Raw genomic sequence first — 16,917 nt, forward strand, 5'->3', positions numbered from 1 at the left:
ATTCCGGGGATAATGACCGGAGGCAAAGCCGCCAAATCACGGGCGGCGGGAGTATTCAAACACCAGTCTAGCCCTGCCGAGCGTTTATGAAGCGTTAATCTTGTGATGCATCGCAGCAAAGGTCGCCTGGGGCCACTCGGCTATCGACGCGAAGGCTTGTGGACGAGCCAGGCGACGCCACTCTTCAGGGCAATCAGCCGACGTTGTAGCCCAGAGTCCGCGGCAACCAGAGCGCGATCTCCGGAAACACGGCAACAAGCGCCAGGGCGGCGGCCATGGCCACCACGAACAGCAGGGCCCAGCCCACGGTCCGTTCGAGGCGAATCCTGGCCACCTCGGTGGTCACCATCAGATTTACCGCCACCGGCGGCGTGAACTGACCGATGGCGATGTTCATTGCCAGCAGGATACCGAACCACACCGGGTTCCAACCGAAGTGCTGCATCACCGGGATCAGGATCGGCATCATGATCAGGTAGATGGAGATGGCGTCGAGCAGCATGCCGGCGGCCAGCACCGCCAGCATGATCAGCACCAGCAGCACGACGCCGTTGTCGGAGAGCGAGATGATCCACTCCGCCAGATGGCGGAAGGTACCGAGCATGGTGCCGGCCCAGGCGAAGATGCCGGCAAGTGCGATGATCAGCATCACCACCCCCGAGATCACCGCCGCCTCGCCGAACAGCGCCCAGAGATCACGCAGGCTGAGCTCGCGGGTCACGAAGAGCCCCACCAGCACCCCGTAGGCCACTGCCACCACCGCCGCCTCGGTGGGGGTGAAGAGCCCCGAGCGCAGCCCGCCGAGGATCAGTACCGGGGCGAACAGGGCCGGCAGCGCCTGCCTGAAGGTTTCCCCTACGCGAAGCTGTTCGCCTCCCGCTGTCGGTGCGCCGATCTCCCCGCCATGCCCTTCCCGACCAGGCCCTTCCCAACCATAACGACGTGAGACCAGCAGAGCCGGAACCAACAGCGCCAGACCGGCGAGCACGCCGGGGAAGAGTCCGGCGGCGAACAGTGCTCGCAGATCGACGCCCGGTACCACGATGGAGTAGAGGATCAACGCCACCGAAGGGGGAATAAGGATCGCCGTGGAGGCCGAGGCAGCGATCAGGGTGGCCGAGAACGGCTTCGGATAGCCCGCCCGGGTCATGCTCGGCAGCATCACCATGGCCACCGCGGCGGCATCCGCCGGCCCCGAACCGCTCATGCCACCCATGATCATGCACACCAGCACCGCCACCAGCGCCAGCCCACCATGGCGCGGGCCGATCAGCGCCTGGGCAAAGCGCACCAGGCGCAGCGCCACTCCGGAGCGCTCGAAGATCAGCCCGGTGAGAATAAACAGCGGAATGGCGATCAACGGATACTTGGCGATGCTGTTGTAGGTATTGGTGCCAAGGGTGGCGAGCATCGCCGGCGACAACCCCGCCAGGATCCCCGCGGCACCCGCCAGCCCCAGGGAGAAGGCCACCGGCACCCCGGCGATCAACAGCCCGGCGAAGGCCAGCAGCATCCAGAGATCAGGGCTCATCGCCGAGTCCTCCGCGCAGCCGGTCCAGAGTCTGCTGCAGCTGACGCACCAGCATCACCGCCGCCAGCAACGGCAGCCAGACGATATACCACCACTGGGGCAGGCCAAGGCCGGGTGAGAGGGTCTCCCAGCGATACTCCTGCCAGGCCAGCTTGGCGCCGAACCAGGCGATCAGTCCCAGCACCGCCACCCCGCAAAGCCCCTGGAAGATCACCAGGATCCGGCGTGCGCCCGTCGGCAGGGCACGCTCCAGCATGCCGATGCGGATATGACCGTTACGCCGCAGCGCCACGGCGGCGCCGGCGAAGGTCAGCACCACCAGCAGGAATACGGAGAGCTCTTCGGTAAAGGCCAGCGAGCCACCGGTGATATAACGAGTCACCACGTTGCCGAGACTGATCAGCGCGATGATCACCAGGGCCAGGCTGGCCAGCCAGCGCTCCGGTCTGGCATCCGGGGAAGGCGTCATGGGTTACCTCACAAGGCAGCGGCCGGCCTCGAGGGCCGGCCGGTCAACAAAAAGGACGAGCGGGAATCAGCGTGACTCGATGGCGGCACGGGCGGCCTCGACGATCTCCTCGCCGATCTTCGGCACCCACTCATCATGAACGCTGGTGGTAGCCTCGACAAAGGCCTGGTACTGGGCGTCCGAGAGTTCCGTTACGGTGACGCCACGCTCCTGGATGGCGGCCAGGCGCTCGCTCTCCTCCTCGCGGGTCATGGACGTCTCCCACTCACCCGCCTCCACGGCGGCCTCACGCAGGATCGCCTGGTCGCCTTCGTCCAGTGACTCCCACACCCGGCGATTCACGGCGAAGATCAGCGGATCGTTCATGTAGTTCCACAGGGTCAGATGCTTCTGGCCCACCTGATCGATACGCGCCACGTCGAACACCGATAGCGGATTCTCCTGACCATCCACCGCACCGGTGGTCAGGGCCGGCTTGGCATCGGCCCAGCTCATCTGGGTCGGGTCGGCCCCCAGGGCAGTGAAGGTGTCCTGGAACAAAGGCGAGCCCACCACGCGGATCTTCAGCCCCTCCAGATCCTGAGGCTCGTCGATCGCGCCCTGGGAGTTGGAGAGCTGGCGGAATCCGTTCTCGCCCCAGCCCAGCGGGATAACATCCCGTGACTCGATGGCCGCAAAGATCTTCTCTCCCGCCTCACCGCCGGTCACGGCGTCCACCGCCGCCTCATCGGGCAGAAAGAAGGGCAGCGAAAAGAGGTTGAGCTCCGGCACCTGAGGCGACCAGTTGATGGTGGAGCCCACCGCGGCGTCGATCAGCCCCGAGCGCATGGCGGAGAATTCGCGGGTCTGATCACCGTTGACCAGTTGGGAATTGGGGTAGACGCGCATGGTGATGCGCCCCTCGGTGCGCTTCTCCACCAGCTCGGCCCACTTCTCGGCGGCCTGGCCCCAGGGAAAGGCATCGGAGAGCACGGTGGAGACGGCAATCTCGCGCGCCTGAACGGAGAGCGAGGCGGAGAGCACGGCGGCACCAGCCAGGGCGGCGGCCAGCTTGGCAAGCGGTCGATACGTTGTCATGGCGTGTCCTTGCAGCGACGCCCCGTCGTCTGTGAGGCGCGGTTATGGTTATGGATGGCACGATATGCCGGCGCGGTGGACGAGCGCCTTCATGGCCCGGCACCACCTCGCAGGGTATTCTAAGGGCTTCCAACGTTGAATATCAGCTCGGTCACTGCTGTTCGCAACGGGTGTCGTGACCCGGCCAGGCGACACAGTCCCCCACGCCGATCCCCAGCGCCCGGAAGGCCCCCCCCCTGACCTCCAGCGCGGCCCGATAGGGCATCCCCGGCCGCGTCACCGGGCAGTCGGCCGGCGCGTCCGAGCCGCAGGGCAGCATGGTGTGGGTCGAGACGATACGCCCCGCCCCGTCGATAAAGGCGATATCCAGTGGGATCAGGGTGTTATACATCCAGAAGCCACTGCGGCCCGGCTGTTCGCTGGTATAGAGAAACAGCATGCCGCCCTCCTCGGCGAGTCGCTCGCGCCCCATCAGGCCACGGCTGCGTTCGGCCGATGTGCGCGCCACCTCGGCATGGAACTCATGCTCCCCCGTACGGGTATCAACGGTAATCGGCCAGCGCGTCGCGGGGTTCTCGGCGGCGTTTGCCGAGAGGAGCGACAAGGGGGCGGCGGCGAGGATGGCGGCGATCAGGAAGCGTTTCATGGCAGACTCATGGCGTCATCGCCGGAGGCGCAAGCCTCCGGCATCAGGTGGATGCCCGCGGCGAGCAGTGAGACCTGTACCGCCTCCCCGCGGGCCAGACCGTTGCGACGAGCGGCATGGGTGGCGATCTCGAAGCCGAGGCGCCCGGGGGTGTGGTCGAAGGCCAGGGTGACCGAGGTCATGCCGCCCAGCACGACCAGCTCATCGACGCGAGCGCTCACCGGATTCTCGCGCTCCCCCAGCGAGGGGCGCCCTCGGCGATGCAACACCACATCCGAGGCCGGCAGATACCAGGCCACGCGGGTGCCCGGCGCCAGCGATGCAAGCCCCTCGGCCACCTCCAGACGCCAGGGCCCCCAGGCCAGGCGACGTTCCCCCCCCTCCATTGTCACCTCACCGCTGAAGACGTTGTGGCGGTCGAGCAGTCGCGCCACCTGAGGGGACGACGGCCGGCGGAAAAGCGACTGTGGCGGGCCTGCCTGGAGAGTGCGTCCGGCATGCAGCACGCAGAGGCGGTCGGCCAATGCCGCCGCCTCGTCGAGATCATGCGTGACCAGCACGATGGGGATGGCGATCTCCTCGCGCAGCATCGCCAGTTCACGCTGCAAGCGCCGTCGAGTCACCTGATCCACCGCCGAGAAGGGCTCGTCGAGCAGCAGCACCCGCGGCTCGCGAGCCAGCGCCCTGGCCAGCGCCACCCGCTGCCGCTGGCCGCCGGAGAGCTCGGCGGGGTGGCGCCCGGACAACCCCTCCAGGCGTACCCGGACCAACCACTCATCGGCCCGACGACGTCGCTCCGCGGCCGGCAGATGGTGCAACGCCACCATGACGTTACCCAGCGCCGTGAGATGCGGGAAAAGCGCATAGTCCTGGAACACCAGCCCCAGACGTCGGCGCTGGGGAGGGAGTGCGAGTCGCCTGCCGGCATCGAACCAGACCGCCTCGCCACAGGCGATACGCCCCCCTTGTGGTCGGTATAGGCCGGCGATGCTGCGCAGCAGGGTGGTCTTGCCGCTGCCCGAGGGGCCCACCAGGGCCAGCAGCTCACCGGCCGCGCAGTGAAACTCCGCCGCCAGCGGGATCGGCCCCGACTGATGCAGGCTCACCTCGAGGGGAGCCGGCTTGGCAATGGCGTCAGGCACGGTGCCACCTCCTCCGTCCCGCGAGGCCATAGACCACACCGATGGTGACGAAGGAGACCAGCAGCAGCATCGCCGACATGGTGGCCGCCCCGCTCTCGTCGAAGGCCTGCACACGATCGTAGATGGCAATGGCCAGGGTGCGGGTCTCGCCATCGATGGCCCCACCCACCATCAGGATGACCCCGAACTCTCCCAGGGTATGGGCAAAGGTCAGCGCCATGGCCGAGACGATACCCGGCCACACCAGCGGCAGTTCGATGCGCCACAGGGTGTGCAGCGGCGACAGGCCGCTGCACCAGGCCGCCTCGCGCAGGTTGGTCGGCACCGCCTCGAAGGCACGCTGCACCGGTTGCACCGCGAAGGGCAGATTGGCCACCAGGGAGGCGAGCAGGATGCCCTCGAAGGTGAAGTTGAGGCCGTTACCGAACAGCCGTACCCAAAGTCCGCCAAAGGGCGCCTCGAGGCCGAAGGCCTGCATCAGGTAGAACCCCAGCACTGTAGGCGGCATCACCAGCGGCAGGGCGATCAGGGCCTCACCCAGGGGCTTGGCACGCGAATGGCTGGCGGCCAGGGCACGGCCCAGCCACAACCCCACCGGCAACAACAACAGTGCCGTGAAGGTAGCCAGATGCAACGAGACCGAGAGCGCCGTCCAGTCCATCAGCGAGGCTCACCCTCGGCCAGACGGTAGCCACCGCCGGCAGCGCGGAAACCATCGTCGGCAGCGCGAAAACCATCGTCGGCAGCGCGAAAACCATAGTCGGCCAGGATGGTGCGCGCCTCCTCACGCTGCAGCCAGGCGTAGAAGGCCCGCGCGGTATCACCGGCCCCCTTCACCAGCGCCATGCGCTGCACCAGGGGCTGGTGCCAGTCGGCCGGCACCATCACGAACTCGCCACGGGCGGCCACCGGTGGCGCCAGCGCCTGGGACCAGGCCACCAGCCCGCCACGGGCATCCGCGGAGAGCGCAAAGCGGGTCGCCTGGGCGACGCTCTCTCCCAGCACCCGCAGCGGTGCGGTGGACTCCCACAGCCCCTCATGCACCAGGGCCTGCCGCGCAGCCACCCCATAAGGAGCATGCTCGGGGTTGGCCAGGGCGATACGCGATCGCCCCTCCCCGTTGGAATGGGCCGCCACCGCTTCCCGCACCGCCATCAGCGGAGCCTCCTCACCGGGCAGCCGGCCCTGCTCCTCCTTTCTCTGTAGCCATACCAGTCGTCCCACCGCATAGACTTCCCCCGTATCCTCGAGGTGGCCTGCCTCGTGCAGCGCCAGTACATAGGCCTCATCGGCAGACAGGAAGAGTTCGAAGGGGGCACCCTGCTCGATCTGGCGGCGGAAGTTTCCCGACGAGCCGAAGTTGACTCGCAGCGACTCCCCCGTCTCGTCGCGGAAGGCCTCGGCAAGATGGGGAAAAACCGCCTGCAGGGAGGAGGCAGCCGCCACGATAGGCGGCCGGGCCAGTGCCACCGTGGAGAACAGCAGCGTCAACCCCAGCAGCAGAACGCGACACCCCGATCGGGTAAGGGACTGCATGATGTGGCTCCGCAAGACATGAATGGACGCATTGTCCGACACCCTGCCATGGCCGACAACCCGCACTCCTTGCCCTCAGACACTCAAGGGATGGCAACACCGGCAAATATATCGTGCAGGTCGGCCTGCTCCTCGCGGGGTCCGAGATCGAGCAACGCCTCGAGGCTCGTCAGGTGGGTCTCGATGGCGTCTCTCGCCCCGTTGGCATCCCCCCGACCGAGCGCCTCCAGCAGTCGAAAGTGATCACCCTCCAGATAACAGGAGCCGAGCGAGGGCCGCTTGTAAAGCGCGATCACGATGGAGGTACGCAGCACCAGGTCGGTAAGCATCGCCCCAAGCACACGATTGGGAGCGTGCGCGGCCAGTCGGTGATGAATGGTCAGGGAGTGAGCGATACGGCCCGGCTCGTCGCCACGCCCATGAGCTTCGACCTCTGCCTGCGCCTCCGCTTCAAGAACTGACAGTATCCTGGCGTCGATGCCCCGATCCGCCACCAGTGCGGCCACCTCCCCCTCCACCAGGCGTCGGGCGGCGAAGGTCTCGCGGGTCTCCTCAATACTGGGAGCCCGCACCCGAGCCACCTGATTGGGTCGCTGGTCGATGACGTGGTCGGCGGCCAGGCGCGTCAACGCCCGGCGCACGATGGAGCGGCTGACACCGAATACCTCGCCCAGCGCCACCTCCGGCAGGCGCGTTCCAGGCGGTAGACGCTGGCTAAGCACCGCCTGGCGCACCTGCTCGACGATATGGCGGTCGCCGATACGCTCCCCACCGCGCATGGCAGTTTCGACCTCTTCCCTCCAGGACTGGCTCATGAATGTCTCGCTGGTAATGATCCTAGCAAAACCTTCGCACTTTTCGGGCCTGATCACCACACCCGGCAGCGGCTCTGTATACAAGGCACCTTAATGTCGAACACTCATGCCACCTCCGCCGCTACCCCTTGTGCAGATGACTGGCGTTGACGTCGAGAATCTTCAGCGTATTGGTGCCGCCATGGGCGTTCATCTCGTCGCCCCGCGTCAGCATCACATGATCCCCCGGCTCGGCGATGCCCTTCTCCACCAGCAGCGCCAGGGCGCGGTCGTTGAGCTCCTCGGCCGTCATCGCGCTGGTCGCTGGGCGATGGCGCTGTGGGCCAGGCCGATGATCGGCAGCCCGGAACGGATGCGCGAGGCGATCAGCGGCGTGTAGCCGGTCGAGGTCATGCAGGCGATGGCGGCCACCCCGGAGAGATGGTTGGCGGCGTACATGGCGGAGAGGGCGATGGTCTCGTCGACCCGGCTGAAGCCCTCATGGATGCGGTGGCCCGACTCCTGGGCGATCCGCTCGCGCTCGGCGCCCAGGCAGACCCGGTCCATGGCCTCGATGGTCTCCACCGGGAAGTCGCCGGCGGCGGTCTCGGCGGAGAGCATCACCGCATCGGTGCCATCGAGCACGGCATTGGCGACGTCGAACACCTCGGCGCGCGGAGGCCTTGAGGCCGCCGTCACGAGTGGCGCACATTCTAGCGAATCTGCCGCGACTGTCAACCGGTGATTTTCGACACCTCCCGAAAAACCCATTGCAAAACAGTCACTTCTGCCACATTCACCGCCGGTAACGTTTGCCCGTTGCCGGCAGCGGATGCGTACTTTACGGTTTTACCGGCAGGCCCGCAAGCCCTTCCTGTAAAAAAGTTTCAAAACCGACGACGCCCGCACGGGGCGGGCGTCGATATATGCGGCGTGAGCGCGGATCAGCCCGATGGAGGCGCATGACGCAGCTTGCGCATCGTCGCCATCAACGGACCCGAGGTGACATAGGCCCCAAACAGCAGCAGCAGCATCACGGAGGGCTCCAGGGAGATCACCACGAAGCCCAGCACGATGGCGAGCAGCACCACGAAGGGGACCGGTCCCTTGAAGTCCACATCCTTGAAGCTGTAGTAGCGAATATTGCTGACCATCAGCACCCCGGCGGCACCGACGATCACCAGCATCAGCAACTTGTAGCCGAAGGCCTCGGCATCGAAACTATGGAAGGTCCAGACACTGGCCGCCACCAGCGCCGCTGCCGAGGGGCTGGGCAGGCCGATAAACCACTTCTTGTCGACGCTGCCGATCTGTACATTGAAGCGGGCCAGCCGCAAGGCGGCACAGGCAACATAAAGAAAGGCCACCACCCAGCCGGTCTTGCCGATATCCTGAAGAATCCAGGTAAAGGACACCAGCGCCGGCGCCACTCCGAAGGAGAGCATGTCGGAGAGGCTGTCATACTCGGCCCCGAAGGCACTCTGGGTGTTGGTCATCCGGGCCACTCGGCCATCCAACCCATCGAGTACCATGGCGATAAAGATCGCCACGGAAGCCGCGGCAAAGTCGCCATTGATACCGGCGACAACGGCGAAGAAGCCGGCGAACAGGGCCGAGGTGGTAAAGAGATTGGGCAACAGGTAGATACCCTTGCGCCGGACGGTGCGTCCATCCTCTTCGGCTTCCTCGATCACCTCCGTCTCGCGCAGAAAGACCGACGCCAGGTCCTCCTCCCGTTGGACGCCCTGCTCCTGGGGCGGGCCCTCGCCATGCGGCGTGTCAATATGCTCGTTGTTACGGGAATCCTGACTCATTGTCCCACCCATTGCCTGGAAGTCATGCCGGTCATTCTTGCACGACCACCCGCAAGCGCAAAGCCGGGTCGCTGTCATTCGGCGTCGGCCACACGAAAACGACCAGGGGCGCGGTCACCCGCGCCCCTGGTCGTGTTGCCGCTCTCGACCGAGCCGATCGATCAGTTCTTGGTCTTGTCGACCAGCTGGTTGGCGGCGATCCAAGGCATCATGCCGCGCAGCTTGGCCCCCACCTGCTCAATCTCATGCTCGGCGTTAAGGCGACGACGGGCGGTCATCGAGGGGTAGTTGCTGTTGCCCTCGTTGATGAACATCTTGGCATACTCGCCGGTCTGGATACGCTTGAGAGCATTGCGCATGGCAGCACGCGACTGCTCGTTGATCACCTCGGTGCCGGTAACGTATTCGCCATACTCCGCGTTGTTGGAGATGGAGTAGTTCATGTTGGCGATGCCGCCCTCGTACATCAGGTCGACGATCAGTTTGAGCTCATGCAGACACTCGAAGTAGGCCATTTCCGGTGCGTAGCCTGCCTCGGTGAGGGTCTCGAAACCGGCCTTGACCAGCTCGACGGCGCCACCGCACAGCACGGCCTGCTCGCCGAACAGGTCGGTCTCGGTCTCATCCTTGAAGGTGGTCTCGATGATACCGCTGCGACCACCGCCGATGGCTGCCGCGTAGGAGAGCGACAGCTCCTTGGCGTTGCCGGTAGCGTCCTGATGAATGGCGATCAGGTCGGGGATGCCGCCGCCACGCACGAACTCGGAGCGCACGGTATGGCCCGGGGCCTTGGGGGCGATCATCACCACATCCAGGTCGCTGCGCGGCTCGATCTGGTTGTAGTGGATATTGAAGCCGTGGGCGAAGGCCAGGGTCGCGCCCTGCTTCAGGTTGGGCTCGACCTGGTTCTCGTAGATCGCCTTCTGGTTCTCGTCAGGCGCCAGGATCATCACCACATCGGCGCTCTTGCACGCCTCCTCGACGGAAGCCACCTTGAGGCCAGCACCCTCAGCCTTGGCGGCAGAAGAGGAGCCCTCACGCAGGGCGACGGTAACGTCGACACCCGACTCCTTGAGGTTGTTGGCATGGGCATGGCCCTGGGAGCCGTAACCCACGATGGTGACCTTCTTGCCCTGGATAAGGGAGAGATCGCAATCCTTGTCGTAATAAACGTGCATCTCGTGCTCCTGGAAACGTGATCTGGAAAACATGGTAGAGTAATGCGTGTCAGCGTCGATGGCCACCCGCCCCGTCTATCGCAGGGCTGGGCTTGCGGCATCCGATGACCCAACCATACGTCAGCCCAGCCATTGCGTAAAACGCTATATTTGCAACGACACATCCCAATTTATGCAATAATAATGGCCATGGACATGCGCCCCCTCAACCACTTCCTCGCCCTGGCGGAATCCCTGCACTTCGGGCGCGCCAGCGAGGCGTGTCACATCAGCACCTCCACCCTCTCCCGCTCCATCCGACATCTGGAGGAGAGCCTGGGTGTCACCCTCTTCGAGCGCGACAATCGCCACGTGGCTCTGACCCGTCAGGGCGAGATCTTCCAGCACTATGCCCGTGAGACCCTCGAGCGCTGGGAAGAACTTCGCCAATCGCTGATGAGCGAGGCCCGACGATTGACCGGCAAGATCAGCGTCTACTGCTCGGTCACCGCCAGCTACAGCTTTCTCTACGAACTGCTCAGCGAGTTTCGCAGCCACCACCCCGGCATCGAGCTCAAGCTGCACACCGGTGATCCCGCCGAAGCCATGAACCGGGTCCTGGCCGGTGACGAGGACATGGCGATCACCCCTCGCCCGCGCCAACCCCCGGAGGCCCTCGCCTTCAAGTCGCTGACCCGAGCCCCGCTGGTGTTCATCGCCCCCAGGGAGGCACCGGAGTGGATCCCCTCCAGACCCGAGACGCCCTGCGCAGAGCAGTGGCGCGAGGTACCGATGATCCTCTCCGAGGCGGGGCTCTCGCGCAGCTACGCCGATACCTGGTTTCGCGCCCTGGGCATCGTGCCGAGGATCTATGCCCAGGTCGCCGGACACGAGGCGATCGTCAGCATGGTCGGCCTGAGTTTCGGCATCGGCGTGGTACCTCGGATCGTGCTCGACAACAGCCCGCTGCGTGAGCGGGTCCGCGTGCTGCCCGTGAAACCGGAACTGCCCCATTACGACGTCGGCCTCTGCGTGCTGGAACGGCGCCTGAAGAGCCCGCTGATTCGGGCGCTCTGGGATGAAGTGGCGGAAAGGTAGGAAATGGTGGAAAGGTAGACGAGGCAGGAAAGCCCAGAGGGTGAAATGATGATGAGGTGGGATGATGGGTGAGCTGGAAAGGGACGGCCCAAAAAGCAGAAGGCCGCCTCTCGAGGCGGCCTTCGCATACCAGCAACAACCAGGAGTCGAGCTAGAGGCTCAACACCTTGTCGCCCCGGGCAATCCCCGATACCCCGGTACGCGCCACCTCCAGCACCCCGACTGGCTCCATGGCCTGCAGGAAGGCGTCGAGCTTGCCGGCATCGCCGGCGATCTGCACGGTGAACAGGCTCGGGCTCACATCGACGATCTGCGCACGGAAGATATCCGCGGTGCGCTTGACCTCGTCGCGGTTCGCCCCCAATGCCTTCACCTTCACCAGCATCAACTCTCGCTCGATATGGTTGCCCTCGGTGAGGTCGACCAGTTTGACCACATCGATCAACTTGTTGAGATGCTTGGTGATCTGCTCGACGACCCGGTCGTCTCCCACGGTCGTGACCGTCAGGCGCGACAGGGTCGGGTCCTCGGTGGGCGCCACGTTCAGCGTCTCGATATTGAAGTTACGCTGAGAGAAGAGCCCCACCACGCGAGACAGGGCGCCCGGTTCGTTTTCCATCAGAATCGAGATGATATGGCGCATCAGGTCCGCTCCGTCTTGGAAAGCAGCATGTCACGCATGGAGCCAAGGGGCACCTGCATCGGATAGACGTGCTCGTGCGGGTCAACCGCAACGTCGAGGAACACCAGCTCGTGCGGATCGGCGAAGGCACGCTCCAGTGCCGGCTCGAGCTCGTCAAGGGTCTCGACCTTCAGCGCAGTGAAGCCATAGGACTCGATCAGCTTCTGGAAGTCGGGCAGCGACTCCATGTAGGAGTGCGCATGACGCGACTTGTAGTTGAGGTCCTGCCACTGGCGCACCATGCCCAGTGACGCATTGTTGAGGTTGACGATCTTCACGCCGCCCCCGAACTGCTTACAGGTGGAGAGCTCCTGCATCATCATCTGGAAGCTGCCCTCCCCGGTCACACAGATCACCTGCTCATCCGGGAAGTTCTGCTTGATGCCCATGGCGGCCGGGAATCCGAAGCCCATGGTGCCAAGCCCCCCCGAGGTAATGAAGCGGTTGGGCTTGTCGAACTTGTAATACTGGGCCGCGAACATCTGGTGCTGACCAACATCGGTGGTCACATAGGCCTCGCCGCGCGTCACCCGGCACAGTGCCTCGACCACCTCCTGGGGCTTGAGCGTCTCACCGGGCTTGGAGGGCTCATAGAGCTTGCCCGCGCGCTCTTCGCGCCAGCCTTCGATCTTCTGCCACCACTCCTCGAGGGCCTCCGGATTGGAGATCTCCTTGCCCTGCACCAGGCTGATCATCTCGCTGATCACGCTGCCCGCCGGCCCCACGATGGGCACATCGGCTCGCACGGTCTTGGAGACCGAGCTGGGGTCGATATCCACATGAATGACCTTGGCGGTGGGACAGAACTTCGAGGTGTTGTTGGTCACGCGGTCGTCGAAACGCGCGCCAATGGCGATCACCAGATCGGCATGGTGCATGGCCATGTTCGACTCATAGGAGCCGTGCATGCCCAGCCACCCCAGGCACTGACGATCGCTCTGGGGGTAGGCGCCGATGCCCATCAGGGTGGTGGTGATGGGGTAGCCCAGTCGCTTGACCAGGTCGGTCAGGCCTTCGCTGGCCCGCCCGGTAATCACACCGCCGCCGGTGTAGAACACCGGGCGCTTGGCCTTGAGCATCAGCTCGACGGCCTTCTTGATCTGACCGCTATGGCCGCGGGTCACCGGATTATACGAGCGCATCTTGACCTTCTTGGGGTAGACGTACTCGTAACGCTCGGTGGGGGCCGTCATGTCCTTGGGAATATCCACCACCACCGGGCCAGGACGCCCGGACGCGGCCAGGTAGTAGGCCTTCTTGAGGACTTCCGGAATTTCGGTCGGGTGCTTGATGGAGAAGCTGTGCTTCACGATCGGCCGAGTCACGCCGATGATGTCGGTTTCCTGGAAGGCATCATCGCCGATCAGGTGACTCATCACCTGGCCACACAGCACCACCATCGGAATCGAGTCCATGTAGGCGGTGGCGATGCCGGTGACGGCGTTGGTAGCGCCGGGACCGGAGGTCACCAGTACCGTACCTGGCTTGCCGGAGGCTCGCGCATAGCCATCGGCGGCATGGGTGGCGGCCTGTTCATGGCGTACTAGGATGTGCTTGACCTTGTCCTGGCGGAACAGGGCGTCATAGATATGCAGCGCCGCGCCACCGGGATAACCATAGATATATTCGACGCCCTCATCCTGCAGGAAGCGGGCGATCATGTCCGCGCCGGAAAGCAATTCCACGTGTTTTTCTCCCCTGGAGGTCTCGAGTGCGATCCGTCACCACTTGGGGCAACGGTGTCGAGTGCGGCGGTATGCCGCTGCCGGAAACACCGGCACCTGATGCCAAACCCTGGCAAGAAGCCCTGTTAGGGCCTGCACTCTCATCACGGCGGTTTGCCGCGTCGGGGCGTTGGCCGACCCGGGCGGTGAGCCCGCAATCGGAAGTCCTTCGGCGAGTAGAGGCCACTGGCCTACCCGTCACACGGTAAAGGGGGATTGCCCGCTGGGTCCGTGTCCGTATCAGGAAGGGTCAAGATTCCATTAGCGCCAAGGGCGTGTCAACCGCGGAAACAGCGTGGGTAGCCCATGGCAGGGCATTCAGCAAGGCTGAGCTTGTGAGCCGACGTCGAAAAAAGCCCGCACTCTCGGGGTGAGAGGCGGGCAAGGAGGTTACAGGACGCAACCTATCAATCAGTCTAGACCGTCAGGCCCAGGTGGCGAGTGCCGACAACCGCCTCAGCGTGCGCCGGCACCCGCTTCGTTTCCTTTCTGTATGGCAGCACCGTCCCGAGACTTGCCGAACACCAGCCGATCCTCCTCGGCCTCCACCTCGATGGTGTCGCCGGGCGAGAACTTCCCGGCCAGCAGATCCTGGGCCAGCGGATTCTCGATACGCGCCTGAATGGCCCGCTTGAGCGGCCGCGCGCCGAACACCGGATCGAAGCCCACCACCGCAAGTTGTGCCATGGCCGCATCGCTGACCTCCAGGGAGAGCTCATGCTCCGCCAGCCGCGCCCGCAGGCGATCGAGCTGGATCCCGGCGATGGCCTGGATCTGCTCCTGACCGAGGGCATGGAACACCACCACCTCATCGATGCGGTTGATCAGCTCGGGCCGGAAGTGAGTACCGACCACCTCCATTACCGCACTCTTCATCTGATCGTAACCGGTGTCGCCACCGCCCATGCGCTGGATAATGTCCGAGCCCATGTTGGAGGTCATCACGATCACCGTGTTGCGGAAGTCCACGGTGCGTCCCTGGCCATCGGTGAGGCGCCCATCTTCCAGCACCTGCAGCAGGATATTGAAGACATCCGGGTGAGCCTTCTCCACCTCGTCGAGCAGCAGCACCGAATAGGGCTTGCGACGCACCGCCTCGGTCAGATACCCCCCCTCCTCGTAGCCGACATAGCCGGGAGGGGCACCGATCAGCCTTGCCACGGAGTGCTTCTCCATGAACTCCGACATGTCGATGCGCACCATTGCCTCCTCGGTATCGAAGAGGAAGTTGGCCAGCGACTTGCACAGCTCCGTCTTGCCAACCCCGGTGGGACCGAGGAACAGGAACGAGCCATTGGGGCGATGTGGGTCGGCCAGCCCTGCCCGGGAGCGACGCACGGCATTGGCCACCGCGGTCACCGCCTCGTGCTGGCCGATCACCCGCTCATGCAACGCCTCCTCCATGCGCAGCAGCTTGTCACGCTCACCCTCGAGCATCTTGGCCACCGGGATGCCGGTCCAGCGCGAGACCACCTCGGCGATCTCCTCCTCGGTGACGTTGGAACGCAACAGAGTATGCTTCGAGGTATCCGACTCGGCCTCGCTGAACTCGGCGATCTTCTTCTCGAGCTCGGGTATCACGCCGTACTGCAGCTCGGACATCCGCGCCAGATCCCCCTGCCGCTTGGCCTGTTCCAGATCGATGCGGGCACGGTCGAGCTCCTCCTTGAACTGTCCCGCTCCCTGGATGCTGGCCTTCTCGGCCTTCCACACCTCGTCGAGATCGGCGTACTCGCGCTCGAGCTCGCCAATCTGCTCCTCCAGCCCTTCGAGGCGCTTCTTCGAGGCCTCGTCGGTCTCCTTCTTGAGGTGCTCGCGCTCCATCTTCAGCTGAATCAGCCGACGGTCGAGACGGTCCATCTCCTCGGGCTTGGAGTCGAGCTCCATGCGGATGCGCGAGGATGCTTCATCAATCAGGTCGATCGCCTTGTCGGGTAATTTGCGATCGGTAATATAGCGAGTGGAGAGCTTGGCCGCGGCGATGATGGCACCATCCGTGATATCGACCTTATGGTGCACCTCGTAGCGCTCCTTGAGCCCACGCAGGATCGCCACGGTGTCTTCCTCCGAGGGCTCATCCACCACCACCTTCTGGAAACGCCGCTCCAGCGCCGCATCCTTCTCAACGTACTGACGATACTCATCGAGGGTGGTGGCACCCACGCAGTGCAGCTCGCCGCGCGCCAGGGCCGGCTTGAGCATATTGCCGGCATCCATGGCCCCCTCGGCCTTGCCGGCCCCCACCATGGTGTGCAGCTCATCGATAAACAGGATGACCCGGCCCTCCTCCTGGGCGAGCTCCTTGAGCACCGACTTGAGACGCTCCTCGAACTCACCACGGAACTTGGCCCCGGCCAGCAACGCGCCCATATCCAGCGACAGCACGCGCTTGTCCTTGAGCCCTTCGGGCACCTCGCCATCGACGATGCGCTGGGCCAGCCCCTCGACGATGGCGGTCTTGCCGACCCCGGGCTCACCGATCAACACAGGGTTGTTCTTGGTGCGCCGCTGGAGTACCTGAATGGTGCGGCGGATCTCGTCGTCACGACCGATGACCGGGTCGATCTTGCCGCTTGCGGCCCGCTCGTTAAGGTCCAGGGTGTACTTTTCCAGCGCCTCGCGCTGATCCTCGGCATTGGGGTCGTCGACCCTCTCGCCACCGCGCACGCTATCGATCGCGGTCTCCAGCGCCTTGCGCGAGAGGCTGGCCTGGGTCAGCAGCTTGCTGACCGCGCCCCCCATCTCCAGCGCGGCGAGCAGCACCAGCTCGCTGGCGATGTACTGATCACCACGCTTCTGGGCCTCGCGATCGGTAAGATTGAACAGCTTGATCAGGTCGCGTGAGGGCTGCACCTCGCCGTCGAACTGGGCGACCCTGGGCAGGTCGTCGAGATGCCCAACCAACACATCGCGCAACCGGGCGGCATCGCCACCGGCCCTCTGAACCAGCGCCTTGGCACCGGTGTCGGTGGCGTCGAGCAGTGCCAGCAGCAGATGGCCGGGCTCGAGCTGGTTATGACCGTGCCCCACCGCCAGCGACTGTGCATCGGCCACGGCGTTCTGCAGCTTGGCGGTAAACTTGTCGAAACGCATATCACGTCCTCCATCGGGATGGCGAGGCGATCGGACGCCCCGCTTGACCCTGTGAATGTCTTGACATGATAAATGGCGTCAAGTCAGGCCGGTTTCAAGTCGGCCGTCGGGAGGAAGTGCATGACAAGTTGACGCGGATCAAGCGACAAGGGGT

General features: G+C 64.7%; 14 protein-coding genes and 1 pseudogene. 1 reads left to right on the top strand and 14 read right to left on the bottom strand.

All coding sequences use genetic code 11. The features are described from left to right. Window positions 1-193: 193 nt before the first annotated feature. From GRB80_RS09790 to ilvC, 11 genes and pseudogenes are all read right to left on the bottom strand, one after another. Entirely contained in the window at window positions 194-1,531 is a 1,338-nt protein-coding gene (locus GRB80_RS09790; RefSeq protein WP_161423452.1) for a TRAP transporter large permease, read from the bottom strand. Beyond that, window positions 1,521-2,000, bottom strand: coding sequence for a TRAP transporter small permease (locus GRB80_RS09795; RefSeq protein WP_161423453.1), 480 nt, complete (start codon window positions 1,998-2,000; stop codon window positions 1,521-1,523). Before GRB80_RS09795 ends, GRB80_RS09790 begins: the two co-directional genes overlap by 11 nt. 66 nt (window positions 2,001-2,066) lie before the next feature. Further along, on the bottom strand, window positions 2,067-3,077 hold the full coding sequence (locus GRB80_RS09800) for a DctP family TRAP transporter solute-binding subunit (RefSeq protein ID WP_161423454.1): 1,011 nt from the start codon (window positions 3,075-3,077) through the stop codon (window positions 2,067-2,069). A 151-nt stretch (window positions 3,078-3,228) separates the two neighbouring features. Next, window positions 3,229-3,723: a DUF192 domain-containing protein gene (locus tag GRB80_RS09805; protein ID WP_161423455.1), complete on the bottom strand. Its 495-nt coding sequence runs from the start codon at window positions 3,721-3,723 to the stop codon at window positions 3,229-3,231. Beyond that, the gene (locus GRB80_RS09810) at window positions 3,720-4,865 is read right to left on the bottom strand and encodes an ABC transporter ATP-binding protein (RefSeq protein ID WP_309663529.1); all 1,146 of its coding nucleotides are present in this window, start codon (window positions 4,863-4,865) and stop codon (window positions 3,720-3,722) included. Before GRB80_RS09810 ends, GRB80_RS09805 begins: the two co-directional genes overlap by 4 nt. Beyond that, window positions 4,858-5,526, bottom strand: coding sequence for a molybdate ABC transporter permease subunit (gene modB / locus GRB80_RS09815; protein WP_161423457.1), 669 nt, complete (start codon window positions 5,524-5,526; stop codon window positions 4,858-4,860). The genes GRB80_RS09810 and modB overlap by 8 nt, the downstream gene beginning before the upstream one ends. Further along, window positions 5,526-6,401: a molybdate ABC transporter substrate-binding protein gene (modA, locus tag GRB80_RS09820; protein WP_161423458.1), complete on the bottom strand. Its 876-nt coding sequence runs from the start codon at window positions 6,399-6,401 to the stop codon at window positions 5,526-5,528. Before modA ends, modB begins: the two co-directional genes overlap by 1 nt. Window positions 6,402-6,484: 83 nt before the next feature. Beyond that, complete coding sequence (locus GRB80_RS09825) at window positions 6,485-7,216, bottom strand: GntR family transcriptional regulator (RefSeq protein ID WP_161423459.1); 732 nt, start codon at window positions 7,214-7,216, stop codon at window positions 6,485-6,487. A gap of 121 nt (window positions 7,217-7,337) precedes the next feature. Further along, window positions 7,338-7,876, bottom strand: a pseudogene (locus GRB80_RS09830) (pyruvate kinase); the annotation flags it as partial. Between the two features lie 263 nt (window positions 7,877-8,139). After that, the gene (gene pssA / locus GRB80_RS09835) at window positions 8,140-9,009 is read right to left on the bottom strand and encodes a CDP-diacylglycerol--serine O-phosphatidyltransferase (protein WP_132045236.1); all 870 of its coding nucleotides are present in this window, start codon (window positions 9,007-9,009) and stop codon (window positions 8,140-8,142) included. A gap of 161 nt (window positions 9,010-9,170) precedes the next feature. After that, on the bottom strand, window positions 9,171-10,187 hold the full coding sequence (gene ilvC, locus GRB80_RS09840) for a ketol-acid reductoisomerase (protein WP_132045234.1): 1,017 nt from the start codon (window positions 10,185-10,187) through the stop codon (window positions 9,171-9,173). A 189-nt stretch (window positions 10,188-10,376) separates the two neighbouring features. Here ilvC and ilvY point away from each other — a divergent pair, with 189 nt between their 5' ends. Then, the gene (gene ilvY, locus GRB80_RS09845; RefSeq protein WP_132045232.1) at window positions 10,377-11,264 is read left to right on the top strand and encodes an HTH-type transcriptional activator IlvY; all 888 of its coding nucleotides are present in this window, start codon (window positions 10,377-10,379) and stop codon (window positions 11,262-11,264) included. A 151-nt stretch (window positions 11,265-11,415) separates the two neighbouring features. On the opposite strand, the gene ilvN is transcribed toward ilvY, so the two are convergent. The 3 genes from ilvN to clpB all read right to left on the bottom strand — a co-directional run bounded on the left by ilvN (window position 11,416) and on the right by clpB (window position 16,763). Next, on the bottom strand, window positions 11,416-11,907 hold the full coding sequence (gene ilvN, locus GRB80_RS09850) for an acetolactate synthase small subunit (RefSeq protein WP_132045230.1): 492 nt from the start codon (window positions 11,905-11,907) through the stop codon (window positions 11,416-11,418). Beyond that, window positions 11,907-13,631 (bottom strand): acetolactate synthase 3 large subunit, encoded by a 1,725-nt coding sequence (locus GRB80_RS09855; protein ID WP_161423460.1) that lies wholly within the window; start codon window positions 13,629-13,631, stop codon window positions 11,907-11,909. The genes ilvN and GRB80_RS09855 overlap by 1 nt, the downstream gene beginning before the upstream one ends. 495 nt (window positions 13,632-14,126) lie before the next feature. Further along, window positions 14,127-16,763, bottom strand: a complete 2,637-nt coding sequence (clpB, locus tag GRB80_RS09860; RefSeq protein WP_132045226.1) for an ATP-dependent chaperone ClpB — start codon at window positions 16,761-16,763, stop codon at window positions 14,127-14,129. Window positions 16,764-16,917: the final 154 nt, after the last annotated feature.

The organism is Halomonas icarae (assembly GCF_009901955.1).
GTDB classification, from domain to species: Bacteria; Pseudomonadota; Gammaproteobacteria; order Pseudomonadales; family Halomonadaceae; genus Halomonas; species Halomonas icarae.